Source organism: Micromonospora sp. NPDC047467 (genome assembly GCF_040643095.1).
Taxonomy (GTDB): Bacteria; Actinomycetota; Actinomycetes; order Mycobacteriales; family Micromonosporaceae; genus Micromonospora.
This window is the reverse complement of sequence record NZ_JBEYTO010000003.1, coordinates 38,254-58,131: the sequence shown is the minus strand read 5'-3', so window position 1 is coordinate 58,131 and position 19,878 is coordinate 38,254. Positions and strand designations below refer to the sequence as shown.

Annotated in this window: 19 protein-coding genes; 11 read left to right on the top strand and 8 right to left on the bottom strand. The window is 70.5% G+C overall.

From position 1 onward, the window contains the following. The first annotated feature begins 7 nt into the window (after positions 1–7). From ABZ780_RS09000 to ABZ780_RS08980, 5 genes are read left to right on the top strand one after another with little or no spacing between them, the layout of a single operon-like run. Positions 8–439, top strand: coding sequence for a heme-binding protein (locus tag ABZ780_RS09000; RefSeq protein ID WP_357485392.1), 432 nt, complete (start codon positions 8–10; stop codon positions 437–439). Beyond that, a complete protein-coding gene (locus ABZ780_RS08995) occupies positions 436–1,320 on the top strand; it encodes a hydroxymethylglutaryl-CoA lyase (protein ID WP_357485391.1) in 885 nt (294 codons plus the stop codon). The genes ABZ780_RS09000 and ABZ780_RS08995 overlap by 4 nt, the downstream gene beginning before the upstream one ends. After that, positions 1,317–2,477 carry a CoA transferase gene (locus tag ABZ780_RS08990; RefSeq protein WP_357485389.1) on the top strand — a complete coding sequence of 387 codons (1,161 nt, stop codon included), beginning with the start codon at positions 1,317–1,319 and terminating at the stop codon, positions 2,475–2,477. The genes ABZ780_RS08995 and ABZ780_RS08990 overlap by 4 nt, the downstream gene beginning before the upstream one ends. Before the next feature lie 28 nt (positions 2,478–2,505). Then, a complete protein-coding gene (locus ABZ780_RS08985; protein ID WP_357485388.1) occupies positions 2,506–3,255 on the top strand; it encodes an SDR family oxidoreductase in 750 nt (249 codons plus the stop codon). 29 nt (positions 3,256–3,284) lie between these two features. Next, positions 3,285–3,920: a GntR family transcriptional regulator gene (locus ABZ780_RS08980; protein WP_357005563.1), complete on the top strand. Its 636-nt coding sequence runs from the start codon at positions 3,285–3,287 to the stop codon at positions 3,918–3,920. 77 nt (positions 3,921–3,997) lie between these two features. Here the strand turns inward: ABZ780_RS08980 and ABZ780_RS08975 are convergent, their stop codons facing one another. Together ABZ780_RS08975 and ABZ780_RS08970 are read right to left on the bottom strand one after the other, a co-directional pair. Beyond that, the gene (locus ABZ780_RS08975; RefSeq protein WP_357485386.1) at positions 3,998–4,711 is read right to left on the bottom strand and encodes a hypothetical protein; all 714 of its coding nucleotides are present in this window, start codon (positions 4,709–4,711) and stop codon (positions 3,998–4,000) included. A 95-nt stretch (positions 4,712–4,806) separates the two neighbouring features. Next, positions 4,807–5,682 (bottom strand): alpha/beta hydrolase, encoded by an 876-nt coding sequence (locus tag ABZ780_RS08970; RefSeq protein WP_357485385.1) that lies wholly within the window; start codon positions 5,680–5,682, stop codon positions 4,807–4,809. A gap of 155 nt (positions 5,683–5,837) precedes the next feature. On the opposite strand from ABZ780_RS08970, the gene argG reads away from it, so the two are divergent. From argG to ABZ780_RS08950, 4 genes are all read left to right on the top strand, one after another. Continuing rightward, on the top strand, positions 5,838–7,289 hold the full coding sequence (argG, locus tag ABZ780_RS08965; RefSeq protein ID WP_357005570.1) for an argininosuccinate synthase: 1,452 nt from the start codon (positions 5,838–5,840) through the stop codon (positions 7,287–7,289). A 367-nt stretch (positions 7,290–7,656) separates the two neighbouring features. Then, entirely contained in the window at positions 7,657–9,237 is a 1,581-nt protein-coding gene (locus tag ABZ780_RS08960) for a polysaccharide lyase family 1 protein (RefSeq protein WP_357485383.1), read from the top strand. Positions 9,238–9,415: 178 nt separating this feature from the next. Then, a complete protein-coding gene (locus ABZ780_RS08955; protein ID WP_357005576.1) occupies positions 9,416–9,823 on the top strand; it encodes a YciI family protein in 408 nt (135 codons plus the stop codon). Positions 9,824–9,830: 7 nt separating this feature from the next. Further along, entirely contained in the window at positions 9,831–10,970 is a 1,140-nt protein-coding gene (locus ABZ780_RS08950) for a DUF6596 domain-containing protein (RefSeq protein ID WP_357485381.1), read from the top strand. A gap of 18 nt (positions 10,971–10,988) precedes the next feature. Here ABZ780_RS08950 and ABZ780_RS08945 read toward each other — a convergent pair whose 3' ends face one another. After that, on the bottom strand, positions 10,989–11,900 hold the full coding sequence (locus ABZ780_RS08945) for a CDP-diacylglycerol diphosphatase (RefSeq protein ID WP_357485379.1): 912 nt from the start codon (positions 11,898–11,900) through the stop codon (positions 10,989–10,991). A gap of 152 nt (positions 11,901–12,052) precedes the next feature. On the opposite strand from ABZ780_RS08945, the gene ABZ780_RS08940 reads away from it, so the two are divergent. Continuing rightward, on the top strand, positions 12,053–13,033 hold the full coding sequence (locus tag ABZ780_RS08940) for a DUF2804 domain-containing protein (RefSeq protein ID WP_357485377.1): 981 nt from the start codon (positions 12,053–12,055) through the stop codon (positions 13,031–13,033). Between the two features lie 51 nt (positions 13,034–13,084). Here ABZ780_RS08940 and ABZ780_RS08935 read toward each other — a convergent pair whose 3' ends face one another. After that, positions 13,085–13,534: a hypothetical protein gene (locus ABZ780_RS08935; protein ID WP_357005584.1), complete on the bottom strand. Its 450-nt coding sequence runs from the start codon at positions 13,532–13,534 to the stop codon at positions 13,085–13,087. A 211-nt stretch (positions 13,535–13,745) separates the two neighbouring features. Between ABZ780_RS08935 and ABZ780_RS08930 the strand changes: the two genes are divergently transcribed. Then, positions 13,746–14,759, top strand: coding sequence for a LacI family DNA-binding transcriptional regulator (locus tag ABZ780_RS08930; protein WP_357485376.1), 1,014 nt, complete (start codon positions 13,746–13,748; stop codon positions 14,757–14,759). Between the two features lie 53 nt (positions 14,760–14,812). On the opposite strand, the gene ABZ780_RS08925 is transcribed toward ABZ780_RS08930, so the two are convergent. From ABZ780_RS08925 to ABZ780_RS08910, 4 genes are all read right to left on the bottom strand, one after another. Continuing rightward, positions 14,813–16,525 carry a trehalase family glycosidase gene (locus ABZ780_RS08925; protein WP_357485375.1) on the bottom strand — a complete coding sequence of 571 codons (1,713 nt, stop codon included), beginning with the start codon at positions 16,523–16,525 and terminating at the stop codon, positions 14,813–14,815. A 32-nt stretch (positions 16,526–16,557) separates the two neighbouring features. Next, on the bottom strand, positions 16,558–17,382 hold the full coding sequence (locus ABZ780_RS08920; protein ID WP_357485373.1) for a carbohydrate ABC transporter permease: 825 nt from the start codon (positions 17,380–17,382) through the stop codon (positions 16,558–16,560). Further along, the gene (locus ABZ780_RS08915; RefSeq protein WP_357485372.1) at positions 17,379–18,218 is read right to left on the bottom strand and encodes a sugar ABC transporter permease; all 840 of its coding nucleotides are present in this window, start codon (positions 18,216–18,218) and stop codon (positions 17,379–17,381) included. Before ABZ780_RS08915 ends, ABZ780_RS08920 begins: the two co-directional genes overlap by 4 nt. A gap of 150 nt (positions 18,219–18,368) precedes the next feature. Then, the gene (locus ABZ780_RS08910) at positions 18,369–19,607 is read right to left on the bottom strand and encodes an extracellular solute-binding protein (protein WP_357485370.1); all 1,239 of its coding nucleotides are present in this window, start codon (positions 19,605–19,607) and stop codon (positions 18,369–18,371) included. Between the last annotated feature and the right edge of the window lie 271 nt (positions 19,608–19,878).

The window sequence follows — 19,878 nt, the reverse complement described above, 5'->3', positions numbered from 1 at the left end:
GGTAGTCATGGCGAAGAACCCGTACGTGGTGAAGAAGCAGTCGATCTCCTCCCGCGCCGCGCGGGCGATGGTCGACGCCGCGGTGGAGAAGGCCGGCGAGATGGGCTTCGCGGTCACCGTCGCGGTGTGCGACGAGAGCGGGGTGCTCAAGGCGTACGAGCGGATGGACGGCGCACCCCTGGTCAGCGTCCAACTGGCCCAGGACAAGGCGCACACCGCGGTCGGATTCGGGCTCAGCAGCGACGGTTGGTTCGACTTCATCAAGGATGATGCCCCGCTCGCCATGGGCGCGCCGGCCGCCGTCGACCGGTTGGTCACCTTCGGCGGCGGGTACCCGGTGAAGGTCGACGACGTGCTGGTCGGAGGCATCGGCGTCAGCGGCGGCCACTACACCCAGGACATGGAGGTCGCGCAGGCCGGCCTGAAGGCGCTGTCGTGAGCGTCGAGATCGTCGAGGTCGGGCCCCGGGACGGTCTGCAGAACCACCCGGCGACGCTACCGACCGCGCAGAAGGCCGAGCTGGTGCGCCGGGCCGTCGCGGCGGGCAGCCGGCGGGTCGAGGTGACAAGCTTCGTCAACCCCGCCAAGGTGCCCAAGCTCGCCGACGCCGACGAGTTGATGGCGCTGGTCCGCGACGAGCCGGCCCTGGTGCCGATCGGCCTGGTGATGAACGAGCGCGGCCTGAACCGGGCGGTCGCGGCGCGGGTCGCCGAGGTGAACTTCGTGGTCATCGCCAGCGACACCTTCTGCCGGCGCAACCAGGGCATGTCGTCGGCCGAGGCGGTCGCGGAGGTGCTGCGGCTGCTGCCCCGGGCCCGCGACTACGGGCTGCGAACGTCGGTCACGGTGGGGGCCACCTTCGGCTGCCCGTTCGAGGGGGAGGTCCCGCTGGACCGGGTGCTGCGCATCGTCGACGACCTCGAACCGGTGGCGGCGGACGAGGTGGCGCTGGCCGACACCATCGGGGTCGCCGTGCCGTCCGAGGTCGAGCGGGCGTTCACCGCCGTACGGGAGCGCACCGCGGCGAGCCTGCGCGGTCACTTCCACAACACCCGCAACCTGGGGCTCGCCAACGTGCTCGCCGCCGTCGCGGCCGGCGCGCGGGCGATCGACGCCAGCGTCGGTGGCATCGGCGGCTGCCCGTTCGCACCGGCGGCGACCGGCAACGTGGCCACCGAGGACGTGGTGTACGCCCTGGAGCGCTCCGGACGGAGCACCGGCGTCTCGCTGGACGCGGCGATCGACAACGCCCAGTGGCTCAGCGGGGTGTTCGGGGAAGAGCTGCCGGGGATGCTGAGCCGGGCCGGCGGGTTCCCGTGACCGGGCCGCTGGCCGGGCTGCGGGTGCTGGACCTGACCAGCACCTTCTCCGGCCCGTTCTGCACCCTGACGTTGGCCGACCTCGGCGCTGAGGTGATCAAGGTGGAGCCGCCGGGCGGGGACATCGCCCGCCAGCTCGGCGCCTGCCGCACCCCGGGCATGGCGGCGGTGTTCCTCAACATGAACCGGGGCAAGAAGAGCGTCGTCCTGGACCTCAAGACGCCCGGTGACCGGGCGGCTTTCGACCGGCTGGTGCCGACCGCCGACGTCCTGGTGCACAACATGCGCCCCGCCGCCGCGGTTCGGTTGGCGGTGGCCTACGAGGACATCCGAGCGGTCCATCCGGCGATCGTCTACTGCGCCATCCCCGGCTACCGGAGCACCAGCCGGCACGCCGACCGGCCCGCCTACGACGACGTGATCCAGGGCGCGTCGGGCATCGCCCGGTTGCAGAGCGTCAACCAGGAACAGCCCGGGTACGTCACCACACCGCTCGCTGACAAGATCGCCGGGTTGACGGCGTCCACCGCCATCCTGGCCGCGCTGCGGCACCGGGACGCCACCGGCGAGGGGCAGCGGGTCGAGGTGCCGATGTTCGAGACGATGGTTGCCTTCGGGCTGCTCGAACAACTCGACGGCTGGACGTTCGACCCGCCGACCGGGCCACCGCTGTATCCGCGTACGGCCGCGCCGAACCGCCGCCCGTACGCCACCGCCGACGGCCACCTGTGCGTCCTCATCTACACCGAACGGCAGTGGCGGCGGTTCCTCACCCTGGTCGGGCAGGCGGACCTGCTGGACCACCCCGACTACGACACGGTCGGCAAGCGGATCACCAACGCCGACGGGCTCTACCGGGTCGTGGCCGAGGTGCTGCGCGAGCGTACGACCGCCGAGTGGTTGGTGGAGCTGGCGGCGATCGACGTGCCGTGCGCGCCACTGGCCGGGTACGAGGAGATCCTGCGGGACGAGGAACTGGCCGAGTCCGGCTTCGTGTCGATGGTCGAGCACCCGGTCGCCGGGCGGCTGCGCAGCATCGCCTCGCCGATCAGCATGTCGGCGTCGCCGTTGCCGCCGCCGGATGGGCGGCACGCACCCACGCTCGGCGAGCACGGCGACGAGGTGCTCGTCGACGTCGACCCCGACGGCCCCCGATGACCGCAGCCAGCAGCAGGAGGAGAGCCAGATGAGGGGCAAGGTCGCCGTCGTCACCGGCGCCGGTTCGGGGATCGGGCTCGCCGTGGCCCGCCGGCTCGCCGCCGAGGGCGCCGAGGTGCTCTCCGCCGACCTGGACGTCTCGGCGTGCGCGGGTCCGGCGGTCGTCGCCGACCTGGGTGACGCGGCCGGCGTCGCGGCCGTGGTGCGGGAGGTGACGAGCCGGTACGGCGGGGCCGACGTGCTGGTGAACAACGTGGCGGTCGCCCCCTACCGGGACGCCTTCACCGACATCGACGACGCGGCATGGCAGCGCAGCTGGGACGTGAACGTGATGTCCTGCGTGCGCCTGTGCCGCGCGCTCATCCCGCTGATGGCCGACCGGGGCGGCGGCAGCGTCGTCAACATCGGATCCGAGGCGGCCCGGCACCCGAAGCCGCACATGCTCGACTACGCGGTCAGCAAGGCGGCGCTGCTCAGCCTGGCGAAGGGCCTGGCCCAGGAGTACGGCCCCCGGGGCGTACGGGTGAACACCGTCGCACCCGGGCCGACGCGCACCGCCACCATGAACGCGTATCTGGCGTCGGTCGCCGACCGGCTGGGCATCGACGTCTCCACCGCCGCCGACCACGTGGTGCACGAACTGCGCAAGTTACCGCTCGGCCGGATGAACGAGCCGGAGGACGTCGCCGAGGTCGTGCTCTTCCTCGCCAGCGACCGCTCGCGGCAGGTGACCGGGTCGGAGTACGCAGTGAACGCCGGATCGACCGCGTCGATGTAGGTTCACCATCGGTGAACGGAGGGGGACGCATGGGCCGAGCCACTCAGTCCGCGTATGAGTCGATCAAAAACCGCATTCTCGGGGGGACGTACGAACCGGGCAAGAAGCTCTCCGAGGAGGATCTCGCCGCCGCGGTGGGCGTGAGTCGTACACCTGTGCGAGAGGCGCTGCGCAGGCTGCACGCCGAGGGTCTGGTGGACTGGGAGGCCAACCGGGGTGCGACAGTCCCGGCCTGGCGCAAGCAGGACCTGGAGGAGATCTTCGAGCTGCGGGCGCTGCTGGAGGGGTACGGGGCGGAGTTGGCCGCGGCGCGGATCACAGCGGACGAGATCGCCCGGCTGCGCGAGTTGTGCACCGAGATGGAGGGCTACGCGGCCAGCCAGCGAAGCGACCGGGCGGACCCGATCGCGGTGTGCAACGCGCAGTTCCACGAGATCATTCTGGGCGCTGGGCGGAACCGGCGGTTGAGCGCGCTGCTCGGCGCGGTCGTGCAGACGCCGCTGGTCAACCGGACGTTCCGCCGGTACAACGAGGCCGCGATGGCACGCAGCATGTCGCACCACCGGGAGTTGATCGACGCGCTGGAGGCGGGTGACCGGGCCTGGGCGGGTTCGGTGATGCGGGCGCACATCCTGGCCGCCCGCGCGACGCTCGGCAAGCCCTGACCGACCCCCACGTGACCGGGTCCGGCCGGGCCTCGACGCCCGTGCCGTGATCGGATCAGGCCGTCGGGGTGGCCACGTCAGACCAGGAGGCGCTCCCGCAGCATCGCGCCGAGGTTGATGCCACCGACCGGGCGAGGGCCGGTCGGGTCGTGCACGGCGAGGGTGTTGTTGCGGCGCATCAGCTCACGGACCGGAGGTGGCAGCCGGGGTGGGTCGTCCACGGCGGTGAGGAGCTGCCCGGCGCTGGAGATCAGTCGATCGGCCAGGGTGGCGGCGTCGGTGTCCACCCGCACCCGGCCGTACTCCCAGCCGGCGGTGGTGAGGTCGAGGACCTCGAACATGCGGGTCAGGATGGGGTGCGGGTCGGTCACCCGGTCGAGCCGGGGCGCCTGACCGCCGACCACCGTGACGGCGGCGGCCACCTGCGCGTACGGGTGGAAGCCGGACGGCAGCGCGAACAGCGGCCAGCGCAGCGCCGGGCCGGCCTCCATCCACAGTGGCCGGTAGTTGCGGCGGTTCACCACGAGCCGGCGGCCGGTTCGTCGGTGGATGTCGTGGGCCTGCGCCAGTAGGTCCGTGTGGGCCTCGTCGGCGACCTGGCCCACGATCCGGGCCGCCACCACCAGGCCGTCATCGCCGTCGAGCATCCCGGTGATCGCCTCGACCTGCTCGGAGAACCGGACCCGGGTGTGGCCGCCGTACCGCTGCTGAGCGTCGCGTAGCAGCACCTGCTGCCGCTCCGGATCGAGTTGGACCCGCCCGCCGCCCAGCAACCGCCGGAGCCACCGCATTGCGCCTCATTTCAGCAGAGCCCTTTCGGACCGCCATGGTAGTGCGTCGACTGTCCCTTCTGTCGTGTCGGGGTGGCCGAGCGAGGCCGAGTCGCTCAGCCGCCGTCCAGGACGTCGCGCAGCCGTGCCGCGAACTCCTCGGGCTTGCCCGCGTAGCCGAACTCGCCACCGAGGAAGCCCCCGTGGTGGCTCGGGAACACCACGGCCTCCTGGCCGAGCAACGCCGCGGTGCCCAGGGCCGTACGCGCGGTGTACGTCCCCGTCGACTCCTCGCCGACCGCGATCACGATCCGGGTCGGCGCCGCGGTGAGCGCGCTGGCGTCGGGGCGGTAGTCGGTGATCGCCCACGAGTTCTGTGACAGCAGCGGATCGTCGCGGCTGCCGTCGTCGTCGGTCGGCAGGCCGAACATCGCCGGGTCGGGCGTGGGCTGGGCGAAGTAGGCATCGGTGAACTCGCCCTGCCAGGACGTCATCGCGATGAAGGCGGCCATGCCCGCGCCGTTGCCCCCTGCCTGGTACGCCTCGTAGAAGGCGGCCCGGGCGCGCTCGGCGGCGGTGGCGTCGGGGAGCACGGAGTTGATCGGCGGCTCGTGCGCCACCAGCGTGACGACGTCACCGGGGTGGGTGGCGACCAGTTCGAGTGCGGTCACCGCGCCGCCGCTGCTGGCGAACACGTCGACCGGGCCGGCGTCGAGCGCCTCGATCAGCAGGTGCAGGTCGGCCGCCTGCCGCTGCGGCGTGTGGTCGGAGCGGCCGTCGGTGCGGATGCTGCGGCCCAGCCCGCGCGGGTCGTAGGTGACCACCGTGCGGTCGGTGAAGTGCGGGGCGAGCGCTCCGAAGCCCTCCGCCGTCATCGGCTGGCCGATCATGAGCAGCGCGGGGAGCCCGTCGGCCGGGGGTAGCGGACCGCGGACGTCGTAGACCAGGTCGACGCCGGTTGTCGCGAGGGTGTGCGCCTGCGGCTCTGTCATTCGGTGAGACTACGGCCGGTGGGGTCGGATCGGGGTGCGCGAACCGCACCCGGGACGGTCGGGTCCTGGGCGAGTGACCGTGGCGGCCGGCGAAAACTCGTGGCGTCGACCACTTCTCTATGCATGACCATGCGGCATGGTGCATACTCTTCCTCGTGTCCAAGGTTCTCACCTCCCTGCCCATCGGTGAACGTGTCGGCATCGCCTTCTCCGGCGGCCTCGACACCTCGGTGGCCGTCGCGTGGATGCGCGACAAGGGCGCCGTCCCCTGCGCCTACACCGCCGACATCGGCCAGTACGACGAGCCCGACATCGACTCGGTGCCCGGTCGCGCGCTCAGCTACGGCGCCGAGGTGGCCCGGCTGGTCGACTGCCGTGCCGCCCTGGTCGAGGAGGGCCTGGCCGCGTTGACCTGCGGGGCCTTCCACATCCGTTCGGGCGGGCGGGCGTACTTCAACACGACCCCGCTGGGTCGGGCCGTGACCGGGACCCTGCTGGTGCGGGCGATGATCTCCGACGACGTCCAGATCTGGGGCGACGGCTCGACGTTCAAGGGCAACGACATCGAGCGGTTCTACCGGTATGGCCTGCTGGCCAACCCGCAGCTGCGCATCTACAAGCCGTGGCTGGACACCGACTTCGTCACCGAGTTGGGTGGGCGCAAGGAGATGTCGGAGTGGCTGCTGGAGCGCGGCCTGCCATACCGGGACAGCACCGAGAAGGCGTACTCCACCGACGCGAACATCTGGGGCGCCACGCACGAGGCGAAGACCCTTGAGCACCTGAACACCGGCATCGAGACGGTCGACCCGATCATGGGAGTCCGGTTCTGGGACCCGTCGGTGGAGATCCCGACCGAGGATGTCTCGATCGGCTTCGACCAGGGTCGCCCGGTGACGATCAACGGCAAGGAGTTCGGCAGCCCCGTCGACCTGGTGCTGGAGGCCAACGCCATCGGCGGTCGGCACGGCCTGGGCATGTCGGACCAGATCGAGAACCGGATCATCGAGGCCAAGAGCCGCGGCATCTACGAGGCGCCCGGCATGGCGCTGCTGCACGCCGCGTACGAGCGGCTGGTCAACGCCATCCACAACGAGGACACGCTGGCCAACTACCACAGCGAGGGCCGCCGCCTCGGCCGGCTGATGTACGAGGGGCGCTGGCTGGACCCGCAGGCGCTGATGCTGCGCGAGTCGTTGCAGCGCTGGGTCGGCGCGGCGGTCACCGGCGAGGTGACGTTGCGGCTGCGCCGGGGCGAGGACTACTCGATCCTGGACACCACCGGCCCGGCGTTCAGCTACCACCCGGACAAGCTGTCGATGGAGCGTACCGAGGACTCGGCGTTCGGTCCGTCGGACCGGATCGGTCAGCTCACCATGCGCAACCTGGACATCGCCGATTCGCGGGCGAAGCTGGAGCAGTACGCGACGCTCGGCATCGTCGGCGGCGGGACTTCGCAGCGGATGGTCGGCGCCGCGCAGGCCGCGTCGACCGGGTTGATCGGCGCGATGCCGGAGGGCGGCGCGGAGGCCATCGCCTCCCGGGGTGTCTCGTCCGCTGACGACGAGGCGCTCGACCGCGCCGCGATGGAGTTCGGCGTCGACTGACCGCCGCCCTCGAATGTCACCCGACGGCCCGCCACGCAGCACGCGTGGCGGGCCGTCGCTGTCGGTGCGCCCGACCGCCTGCGGACACTGCAACAAACCTGCAAGCGCCAGCCCTTGCCTCTAGGGAAACCGCTTTCCTACGATTGCCTCACATCGATGTTTCGTTCGTGGGTCGGGCAGACACGCATCGACCATCGCCACTTGCTCTATGCCGTTTCGCGCGACGGCTTCCTCTTTTCTGGGCGATGGCAATCCGACGAGCTGATCGTCGACGATTCCGGACGGTCGGCAGTTCCCCGTGCCGAAAAACGCGGCCGCGACGGCTGCCGCACACGGGCAAAGCCAAACCGATACGAAGTGAGGCGAGATGAGACGACCAGTCGCACTGCGACTTCAGGCAGTGCTGGCCGCGGCGGCCGTGGGGATCGCGATCGGGGTGAGCCTGCCGACCCCGCAGGCTTCGGCGGCGGTCGGCAGCGCCACCGGCTACGCCACCCAGAACGGCGGAACCACCGGCGGCGCGGGCGGGCAGACGGTCCGCGCGACCACGGGGACCGCGATCCACGCGGCGCTCTGTGGGCGGGCCAGTAGCAGCACCCCGATCACCATCGAGGTCACCGGGACCATCAACCACGGCAACACCAGCAAGGTGTCGGGTTCGAGCTGCAACACCGCGGCGGGCGTGATCGAGCTCAAGCAGATCAGCAACGTCACCATCATCGGGGTCGGCAGCGCCGTCTTCGACCAGCTCGGCATCCACATCCGCGACTCCAGCAACATCATCATCCAGAACGTGACAGTCCGGAACGTCAAGAAGTCGGGCTCGCCCACCTCCAACGGCGGCGACGCCATCGGCATGGAGAGCACGGTCCGCAACGTCTGGGTCGACCACGTCACCCTGGAGGCGTCCGGCGGGGAGTCGGAGGGGTACGACGGCCTGTTCGACATGAAGGACAACACCCAGTACGTGACCCTGTCCTACAGCATCCTGCGTAACTCCGGTCGCGGCGGCCTGGTCGGGTCGAGCGAGAGCGACCTCTCGAACGGCTTCATCACGTACCACCACAACCTGTACGAGAACATCGACTCCCGTACGCCGCTGCTCCGCGGTGGCACCGCCCACATCTACAACAACCACTACGTGAGCCTGCGCGAGTCCGGCATCAACTCCCGGGCCGGCGCCAGGGCCAAGGTGGACAACAACTACTTCCAGAACTCCAAGGACGTGCTGGGTACGTTCTACACCAACGAGCGCGGCTACTGGCAGGTCAGCGGCAACACCTTCGACAACGTGACCTGGTCCAGCGCCGGCAGCGAGAACTACCCCGCCGGCCCCAACCCGACGTCCAACACCACCGTCAGCATCCCGTACTCGTACAGCCTCGACGGGGCGAGCTGCGTGCCGAACATCGTCCGCCAGACGGTGGGCGCCAACACGGGGCTCAAGGTGTCGAACGGTAGCTGCTCGCCGCAGACCCCGTCGCCCACGACGCCCGCGCCGACCACGCCCGCGCCGACCACGCCCGCGCCGACCACGCCGGCTCCCACCACGCCGCCGCCGACCACGCCGCCGCCGTCGGGCGGGACGAACCTCAGCCTCGGCGCCGGTGCCGACGGGTCCAGCAAGGCCAGCGGCACCAGCTACGGCAACGTGCGCGACGGCAGCCTCAGCACCTACTGGTCTCCGGCCGGATCGACCGGCACGATCTCGATCAAGTGGGGTTCCGCCACCCGGGTGTCCCGCGTGGTCATCCGCGAGCCGTCCGGCACCTCGGGCTCCATCGGGTCCTGGCAGCTCATCAACAACGACACCGGCGCCGTCCTGGCCTCCGGCGGCGGGGCGGGTTCGATCACCTTCTCCGCGACCACAATGAGCAAGATCAACTTCAAGATCAACAGCTCCAGCGGTACGCCGCGAGTCGGCGAGTTCGAGACGTACGCCAGCTAGCAGCCGGCGACGGGCGGGGGCGGCAGGGTCCTGCCGTTCCCGCCCGCCCGCGTCACGGCGGGTGTCGCCGCTGCGGGATCCAATTTTCTCGGACGCTGATGTCGAGAACCCCGGACTGGTTCCGTCCCTGGGGTGAGCGCGACCAAAATGGGTCGGATCAGCTTCGAGGAGAGACACGATGGCCAAGTACCTGCTGCTCAAGCACTACCGTGGCGCCCCGGCCGCGGTCAACGACGTCCCCATGGACAAGTGGACCCCGGAGGAGATCTCGGCGCACATGCAGTACATGAACGACTTCGCGACCCGGCTCGAAGGCACCGGCGAGTTCGTCGACGGGCAGGCGCTCGCCCCCGAGGGCACGTTCGTCCGGTACGACGGCGAGGGCCGCCCGCCGGTCACCGACGGCCCGTTCGCCGAGACCAAGGACCTCATCGCCGGCTGGATGGTGATCGACGTCGACAGCTACGAGCGCGCCGTCGAACTGGCCGGGGAACTGTCCGCCGCCCCGGGGGCCGGCGGGAAGCCGATCCACGAGTGGCTCGAGTTGCGTCCGTTCCTGACCGCGTCGCCCACCATCACGGATTGAGCCCGAGGTGAACGAGGTTCTGCTCCGGAGCCTCCTGCCGAGGGTGCTCGCGATCCTCGTCCGCCGCGGAGCTGACTTCGCGGCGGCCGAGGACGCCGTGCAGGACGCGCTGGTGGAGGCGGTTCGCGTCTGGCCGGCCGACCCGCCGCGGGACCCGAAGGGTTGGCTGGTCACCGTGGCGTGGCGCCGGTTCCTCGACGCGACCCGGTCGGACGCCGCCCGCCGCCGGCGCGAGGACCTCGTCGACGAGGAACCGGCGCCCGGCCCCACGCCGGCGGTCGACGACACGCTCCAGCTCTACTTCCTGTGCGCCCACCCCTCGCTGACGGCGTCGTCGGCGGCCGCGCTCACGCTGCGTGCCGTCGGCGGGCTGACCACCCGCCAGATCGCGCAGGCCTACCTGGTCCCCGAGGCGACCATGGCGCAGCGGATCAGCCGGGCCAAGCGCAGCGTCTCGGGGGTGCGGTTCGACCAGCCCGGCGACGTCGCCACCGTGCTGCGCGTGCTCTACCTGGTCTTCAACGAGGGCTATTCGGGCGACGTCGACCTCGCCGCCGAGGCCATCCGGCTCACCCGGCAGCTCGCGGCCGTGATCGACCATCCGGAGGTGGCGGGACTGCTCGCCCTGATGCTGCTGCACCACGCCCGGCGCGGCGCCCGCACCACGCCCGACGGCAGTCTGGTGCCGCTCGCCGAGCAGGACCGCCACCGGTGGGACACCGTCTCGATCGCCGAGGGCGTCGAGATCCTGCAGGCGGCCCTCGCCCGCGACCGGCTCGGCGAGTTCCAGGCCCAGGCCGCCATCGCGGCCCTGCACGCCGACGCGCCCACCGCCGAGGAGACCGACTGGGTGCAGATCGTCGAGTGGTACGACGAGCTCGTGCGGCTGACCGACAGCCCGGTCGTCCGGCTCAATCGCGCGGTGGCCATCGGCCAGGCCGACGGGCCGCGCGCCGGCCTGGCGGCGCTCGCGGCGCTGGACGACACGCTGCCCCGCCACCGGGCGGTGGAGGCCTACCTGCGCGAACGCGACGGCGACCTGGCGACGGCGGCGCGGCTGTACGCCGACGCGGCCCGGACAGCGCCCAACCTCGCCGAGCGCAACCACCTGACGCGCCAGGCCGCCCGGCTCAACGCCCGCCGTTGACGTCCACGCCGATCCGGGTCACGCGTAGGCGAGCAGGAAGTCCACCGTGCCCGTGCCGCCGGGTTGGCCTGCCGGGACGCTCAGACCGGGCTCGCTGTTCAGGACGTAGAACCCGCCGTTGCCGACCAGGCGGGGTGTCACGGCCATCATCTGCGCCGCCATTGTCGCTCCGGTCGGTCGCACCACGCTGTCGCGCAGGAGCGTGAAGAGGTTCTGGTTCAGGTTCGCGACGTGCAGCACGCGGTACGAGCGGGGCGCCGGTGCTCCGGTGCTCGTCAGGCCCCAGACCGGAACGACCTGGTTGCGCCACCTCGACGGGTTGTTGGTGATCATGCTGTCGTGGTTGTTCAGTTGCGTCTGGATGCCGGAGTGGATGCCGGCCAGGTGGATGTGGAGCTGGTCCTGCTGACGGATCATCGGATCCGCCGAGTTGATCCCCAGTCCGACGTGCGGGTACACCACGTGTCCCGGCTGGCCAGGTTGAGCGTTGACCCACGCGTCCAGCCAGTAGTTCGGGGCGCTGGCGGTGGCGATGAAGGGGCACTCGATCCCGCTGACCCGACAGGTGGGGACGAGGAGGAAGTCGTGGTTCGAGCCTGACCCGCCATTGAGGACGACATAGGTGGAGGTCGTCTGTAGGCACTGGGGAAACGGCGGCCCGGTCTTCGTGCCCGCGCAGACCTGCACCCGGTCCCACAGGTCGTACCTGCCTCCGGTGTCGCTCGGGTAGCCGCACAGGCTCGACGGCGTCGGGCAGGGCGAGGCGCCAGGGTCACCGGGGGAGGGTGCGGGGGGTTCGGCGGGCTGCCCTCCGTCGGCCAGCGCCCCACCTGCTCCCATCAGGCCCAGAAGGCCCGTGGCGCCGGCGGTCCCGGAGAGTCTGACGAACTGACGCCGGTGGATCTTCCCGCTGGTCGCGCTGTCGCCCATCATCACCCTCCGCGGCTCTGATTCGCTCGCACCGGCCCCATACGGACAGGATCAGGTCGAGACTAGGGCGAACCGGGCAAGACCTGCGGCAACGCCCGACCGGGTCGCCTGATCGGGGCGCCCGAGGGGCGGCGACAGTTATCCTCCCCACCGTGACCCACGAACGTGAGCTGACCTCACCTGTCGACCTGTGTCAGCCGGACGGGCGGCTCAACCCGGCGGCGGTCGGCTGGTCCCGGCGTCCCCTGCACACCGCGAACCTGCGCGGCTGGGGCCGGACCAAGCGGTGGGAATACTGGGGCATCGTCACGCCACGACACATCGTCGGGCTGGTCGTCTCGTCGCTCGACTACGCCGGTGTGCACAGCATCTACGTGCTCGATCGGGAGAGCGGCGCCGAGACGAAGGCCGACGTGGTGGTGCCGCTGGCGCGCGGCGCGGTGCTGCCGGCGCGCAGCGGTGCGGGCGAGGCCCGGGCGCGGGGTCGTGGCCTGGACATCCGGATCGCCCAGCGCCCGGACGGCACCGCCATCTCGGCGAACGCCCCCGGAGTACGGCTGGAGGTGCGGGTGCCGTCGCCGGCCGGGCACGAGTCGCTCGCAGTGGTCGTCCCGTGGAGCCCGACGCGGTTCCAGTACACGGTCAAGGACATCGGCCGCCCCGTTCTCGGCACGCTGGAGCTGCACGGCCAGACGTACGAGATCGGTGGGCCGGACGCCTTCGCCGTGCTGGACCACGGCCGCGGCAGGTGGCCGTACTCGATCACGTGGAACTGGGCCGCCGGCGCGGCGCCGGGGCGGGCGATCCAGCTCGGCGGTCGGTGGACCGACGGCACCGGGGTCACCGAGAACGGCCTGTTCGTCGAGGGCCGGTTGCACAAGATCGGCGACGAGGTGTGCTGGACCTACGACCGGTCGGACTGGCTTTGCCCGTGGCGGATCAGCGGCGACCGGGTCGAGGCCGAGTTCCGGCCCTTCCACGAGAAGGTGGGCCGCACCAACCTCGGTGTCGTCGCGAACGAGACGCACCAGTGCTTCGGGCACTTCTCCGGGTGGGCGAAGACCGACGACGGGACGAAGGTGAGCCTCGACGGGCTGGTCGGCTGGGCCGAGGAGGCGCGCAACCGCTGGTAGGCCGGGGGACTGCCGGTCGCCGACCCCGACGCCGCGGCGCCTGACCCGCGCTCAGGAGAGCGCGGCCCGCACCAGCTCGACGACCTTCTTCTCCACGGCGGGGCTCCAGGCCTGCAGCGCGTACGCCACGGGCCACATATCGCCGTCGTCGAGGTTGGCCGTGTCCTGGAAGCCCAGGGTCGAGTACCGGTAGTTGAACTTGCCGGCGTCCTGGAAGAAGACAACGATCTTGCCGTCGGCGTTGGTGTACGCGGGCATCCCGTACCAGGTCTTCGGTGACAGCTCGGGGGCGGCGGCGGTGACCGCCACGTGTACGCGTTCGGCCAGCGCGCGATCCTGCGGCTCCATCTGCGCGATCCGGTCCAGGACGGCCTGCAGCCCGTCGGCCTTCTTGGCGCCCTTCCGGCCCTCGGCGCGCATCTCGGCGGCGCGCTCCTTCATCGCGGCGAGCTCCTCCGGGCTGAAGCCGTCGGACACGGTGGTCGAGGTCTTCGCGGACATTCTCGGTCTCCCTTGTTCACGGCTCGGCGTGCGCCGGCCACCTGCGAAAAGGCTAGGGCCGGAGACAGTCGGCGTGCTTCTTGATTCCTGATCGAAGCGCCGGCTGGCGCGTTGTCGCTGATTCCGGGTCGAGATTCGAGACGGTTATGCTCGCGTCGGCGAGGCATGGCGCGTTCCCCGCTTCGGGGCAGGATTCGATTCGAGGGCGTGTATGAACATCGGGGAGATCGCCCGCCGGGCGGGGGTGTCCCGCAGCACCGTGTCGTACGTGCTGAGCGGGAAGCGGGCCGTGTCCGAGGCCACCCGGCAGCGGATCCAGGCGGTCATCGACGAGTTGGACTACCGGCCGAACGCCAGCGCCCGCGCGCTGAAGGAAGGCCGTACCCGCACCCTCGGGCTGGTGATCCCTCCCGCGAGCCAGCGGTTGACCGACATGCAGTTGGGCTTCGTCGCCAGCGTCGTCGAGGCGGCGGCTCGCCATGACCTCGATGTGCTGCTGTCCCCATCCGGTGGCGACCATGACCGATCGTTCGAGCGGATCGTCACCGGGCGTCGGGTGGACGGTGTGGTGCTGATGGAGATCCGGTTGGAGGACGACCGGGTGACCCGACTGATGAAGGCCGGTCTGCCGTTCGTCACGATCGGGCGGACCGCCGAGCCGCACGGCATGAGCTGGATCGACATCGACTACGCGGGGCTGATTGGCCGGTGCGTGCACCACCTGGCCGATCTGGGGCACCGACAGGTGGCTCTCGTGAACCGCTCCGCCGAGTTGGTGGCCGCGGGTTACGGCCCCAGCCATCGAGCGCTGGCTGGTTTCCGGGCGGCGGCGGCGGAGCGGGGCCTGACCGGCGTGGAGGTCTGCTGCGGCGACGACACGGTCTCCGGCGAGGCGTGCGTGGAACAGTTGCTCGCGACACATCCGGACGTCACGGCGGTGGCGACCATCAACGAGGCCGCGCTACCCGGGATGCAGCGTGCGCTGACCGGCGCCGGCCTGTCCGTGCCGGGCGACTTCTCCGTCACCGGCGTTGCCGCCCAGCACTGGGCGGAGGATTTCCGCCCACCGTTGACCGCCGCGGATGTGCCGATGGTCGACATGGGCGCCGAGGCGGTCTCGCTGCTGTTGGAGATCATCGCCGAGCCCGGGTCCGTGCCCCGCCACCGGCTGTACAGCCCGCCCATCTCGTTGCGCTCCAGCACCGGTCCAGTCCGGACCCGCTGACCCGGCCGAGGCTGGACCTCGGCGGCAGGCCGGGCTCGCGCGGTCGGTGCGGGCTACCCGCCCGTGGCTCGCCGCTCCTCCTGGGCGGCGGCGAGAATGAGGTAGCTGCTGGCGGTCCAGGTGTATGCGCGGTCCCGGAGCCCGTCGCCGGTCTCGGCGTCGAAGTTCTCCGCGAACCCGGACTTCTCACACAGTGCGAGGAAGCGGCGGCTGATGTCGTCGGCGATCCCGGGATGCCCGGCGCGTCGCAGACCGTCCTCGATGAGCACCGTGGAGGGCGCCCAGATCGGGCCACGCCAATAGCCGTCGGCGAGGTAGTGGGCCGAGCCCGTCGGCTCGGTTGCCAGGCCGTGCTTGGTCAGGTGACTGTCGATGCCCCGAGCCAGTGCGGTGGCGACCGGGGCGGGCAGGTCCGCGCCGAGTGCGACGGGCATCAGGTCGAGCAGGCTGCGGCTCGCCCGGCGGTGCCCGGTGGCGGGGCTGCGGGCGGTGAAACGCTCGCCGTCCCACAGGTCCCGGAGCATGGCGCCGTAGATCCGGTCGGCCTCCCGAGACCACCGGTCGGCGGGCTCGCCCAGCTCGGCGGCGAGGTCGGCCACGCAGCGAAGCTGCGAGACCAGGAACGCGGCGAGGTCGGCCGTCTGGAGGACCCGGTCGTCGTCGAAGGTGGTCGCGTTGTCCCAGCCGCTGTCGTTGCCGTGCTGGTAGTGGGGCAGATCGTGGCCGGGGGCTCGGCGCGCGTCGAGCCAGAAACCGGTCCAGCGGGCCATCCGGTCGTAGGTCTGCGCCAGCGCCGCCCGGTCGGGCGGTTGGGGAAGACGTCGGCGCAGGTGCCGTAGTGCCCAGCCGTGAATGGGTGGCTTGACGTAGTTGTGCAGGACCTCGGAGTGAGCGATCGAGTCCGGTAGGGCACCGGCCTCGTCCTGGTGGTCGAAGGGCAGCTGGAACTGGTGCCAGGCCAGCTCCGGCTCGCCGGACGCCAGTGCTATCGCGTTGAAGCAGTGGTCCCAGCTCCACACCTTGTCCATCCAGTGCTTGGACATCAGGACGGCCGGTCGGGTGACGAAGCCCGCTGGGGCGACGGTGGCCGACCACAGCACGTAGGCGGCCAGTTCGGCGGCTGGGGTGTCCGCGGTACGCCAGGGTGCGACCGCGTCGACGAACGCGGCGAACTCGCTGCTCCGGTCGCGGCACAGCTCGTCGAAGGTGCGGGATCCGGTGTACGGCCGGCGGGCGGTGGCGTACTCCTCGATCGCGATTTCCCAGGTCTGGTCATCGGGTAGGTCGAGGAACCGGTCGGCGGTCCCGAGCGCCTGCACGCCCTCGGCCCGCCCAAGGGCACCGGAGAGCACCGTGATCCGATAGCGGCGCCCGGTCTCGTACGAGGTGAACACGTGTGACCCGTCGAGCGGGTCGAGGTAGAGGTAGGTGCCGCTGAACGGGGTGAGGGTGTGCGCCGCCGCGGCTATCCGCAGGCCGAGCCGCCGACCCCGGACTCGCAGGGTGTCCGGCCCGTCGTAGACCGCCTCGATCCGGTCGTCGCCGCTCCGCCAGGTCAGCAGCGCCGGTGCGGCGACGACTGTGGTGCCGGCGACCGCGGGTGCGAGGCGCAGCACCGGGTGCAGCCCGGTCTGGTGCGAGACCAGGTGCAGGTCCTCGGTGTACGTCTGCTCGGCCACCACCGGGGAGATGTTGAACCAGGATCCTCGGTAGCTGAACGGAATGTCCTGGATGGGGAACTCCGGACCGGACGGGGCGACGGTCATGGGTGACGGGTGCCTTTCTGTGGTGCGGGTGGTCAGTCCTTGACGGCGCCGGAGGTCACGCCCATCGAGACGTACCGCTGGGCCAGGACCAACAGCACGGCGGCCGGGATGGAGGCGACGACAGCGGTGGCCATGATGGCGTTCCACTGCTGGTTGTTGTTGCCGATGTAGTGGTAGATGCCCAAGGTGATGGGCTGGTGGTCGCCGCCGCCCGCGAGGGTCGAGGCGAAGATGAAGTCCGACCAGGACCACAGGAACGCGAACAGGGACACGGTGACGATCGAGTTGCGGCTGACCGGCAGCACGACCGACCAGAAGGTCCGCAGCCGTCCAGCGCCGTCGACCACGGCGGCCTGGAGCAGCTCGTCGGGAATTCCGGACATGAAGGCCGTGAAGATAAGTACGCCGAACGGCACCGCCAGGGTCGAATCGGCCAGGATCAGGCCCGGCAACGTGTTCAGGACACCGAGATTGAGATAGATGGCGTAGAAGCCCATCGCCATGATGATTCCGGGAATCATCTGCGCGATCAGCAGCACGAAGCTCAGTGCCGGGCCGCCGGGCGGCCGGAGTTTCGCCAGCGCGTACCCGGCGGGGGCGGCCAGCGCCACGGTCAGCGCCACCGTGCCGAGACCGACCAGGAAGCTGGTGCCCAGGTACGGCAGTTGCTGGTCGAGCACCGCCCGGTAGCCGTCGAGCGTGCCACCGGTCGGAACCAGGTGCGGGGGACTGGCCCGCATGTCCTGGTCCCGGGTGAACGACACGTTGATCATCCAGTAGACGGGGAAGAGCATCAGCCCGGTCAGCACCAGGCCGACGGCGGTCTTCCACCAGGCGCGCGGCGTCGAAGGGGTCATCGGAGGTTCTGCCTCCGCTCGATCCGGATGTAGACGAGCCCGGCGATCAGGGCCATCACGATGAGCAGGTTGCCGACGGCCGCTCCCGGGCCGAACTCGGGCAGCAGGTTGCCGAAGCCGAGCCGGTACGCCCAGGTGGCGAGCGTGGCCGAGGAGCCGGTCGGGCCACCCTTCGTCATGATCCAGATGATGTCGAAGACCTTCAGCGTGTAGATCAACCCCAGCAGCAGCGTGATCGCCGAGACGGGGCGCAGCAGCGGGAAGGTGATCGACCAGAATCGCTGCCATCCGGTCGCGCCGTCGAGCGCGGACGCCTCGTACATCTCGTCCGGGATCGCCTGCAGGCCGCTGTACAGCACCACCAGGTTGAACGGGATGCCGATCCAGACGTTCGCGATGATCACCGAGGTGAGCGACCAGCCCGGCGAGGTCAGCCAGTTGACCTGGTCGATCCCGACGACGCCGAGCGCCGCGTTGACCAGCCCCGAGTCGCTGTTGAGCAGCCACGACCAGGTCGACGCCGAGACGATCAGCGGCAGCAGCCACGGCACGAGGATCAACGCCCGCAGCGTGCGCGACAGCGGGAAGTGCTGGTGGAAGAAGAGTGCCAGGGCCATGCCGATGGTGAACTGGAAGGCGAGCGACGCGGCGGTGAAGACCAGGGTGTGCGCCAGCGTCGGCCCGAAGGCCGGGTCGGTCAGGACCGTCCGGTAGTTGTCCAGACCGGCGAAGGGCGCACCGCCCTGCACGAACGAGCGGACGGTGTACTCCCGCAGGCTCAGCTCGACATTGCGATAGAGCGGGTAGGCGTAGAAGGCCACCAGGTAGACGGTCACGGGTGCCAGGAAGCACCACGCCGGCCATCGGCTGGGCCGGCGGGCGCGGGACGGGGGAGGCCCGGGTGGGGCGGTCGGCGCCGCCCCACCCTGGTCTCGTACGGCGGTGGAGGTCCTCGTCGCGAAGGGCATGGTGTCGGTTCGGCTCGCTTACCGGGTCGCGGCTGCGGCCTGCGCGGCGGTCAGCGCCTCGCGCGGTGACTTCCCGCCGCTGAGGGCCGCCTGCACCGCGGTCCACAGCGCCTCGGAGATCTTCGGGTACTTCGTGCCGAGGTTGTCACCGGTGCGGCCCTTGGCTGCCCGGACCGCCTCGACCCAGACCTTGAGCTTGGGGTCGGCAGCCGCCTGTCGGTCCTGCACGGCGGCGACGGGTGCGACGTAGGACAGCGTGGTGTCGGTGGTGAGCAGATTGTCAGCACTGGTCAGGCAGGCGACGAGTTTCTGCGACTCGTCGTACCGGCCGGTGTTCTTCTGCACCGGGATGGAGACGAACTCACCGCCAGTGGGTGCCGGCGCCGGGCCGCCCGCGCTGGCAGGGATCGCGATGGTGCCGTACGAGAAGCCGAGTTTCTCCGCGTTGGCCAGCTGCCAGGTGCCGTTCTCGGCGAACGCGTAGTCGCCGGTGGCGAACTCCTGCCAACTCGTGGTCTGGGTGTTGTTGATGACCGAGTTCGGGGCGTGGCCCTGCTTGAGCCAGTCCGTCCAGAGCGTCAGCGCGGACACCGCCTGTGGTGAGTCCAGACTGGTCAGTTGGGCTCCCGACCCCCAGAACCACGGCAGGAACTGGAAGCTGCCCTCCTCGGTGCCGATCGCGGAGAAGGTGATGCCCTTCTTGCCCGCGGCCTTGACCGTGGTCAGCGCCGCGGTCAGTGCTGTCCAGTCCGTGATCGTGGCCGGGTCGACGCCAGCGGCGGTCAGCAGATCCTTGTTGTAGTAGAGCGCGAGGGTGTTCGCGCCGATCGGCACCCCGTACGTCTTGCCTCCGCTCTGCCCAGCGCCGAGCAGGTTCGTCGCCATGGCCGAGACGTCGAGCTTGTTGTCGTCGGTGGTGGTGAGCGCGCCCGCCTCGGCCAGGGTGGAGATGACCGGGTTGTCCACGATCAGCACGTCCGGCGAGTTGCCCTGCTGAGCGGCGAGCAGTGCCTTGTTGGTCAGGTCGGTGGTGTCGTAGCCGGTCCGCTCGACCGTCACTCCCGCGGCGGTGCCGCACTTCTTGAGCAGCGCAACCCATTCGGAGTCGTCGGCGAACTGCGGATACGGGTCCCAGACGAGGTAGGCGCCGCCGTCGCTGGGGCCGTCGGCGGGCGAGGAGCAGGCACTGCCTGCCACTGCGGCGAGCACTATCACGGCGACGGCGGCCAGGCGCCGCCGACGGCTGAGTCCTGTCATGTGTTGCCTCGCTTCACATCGATCGTCAGGTGGGATGTGCGGGGTGACCGTCGCGGGCCGGACGTAACCCGACCATGAGGCGAATCGATTCGACGAATCGGTTCGCACGAAGATAGGTCCGCCCGCGTGCAGCGGTCAAGAGGTGCTCGACGGCAGTGCGGGTGACGCTGGGAAACACAGACTTCATCGCGCCGTCACCTCATTGACATGGATAAGTTTCCGGCCCTACGATCCGTGCGAATCGATTCGCAAGCGCAGCCTCCGGAGAGCG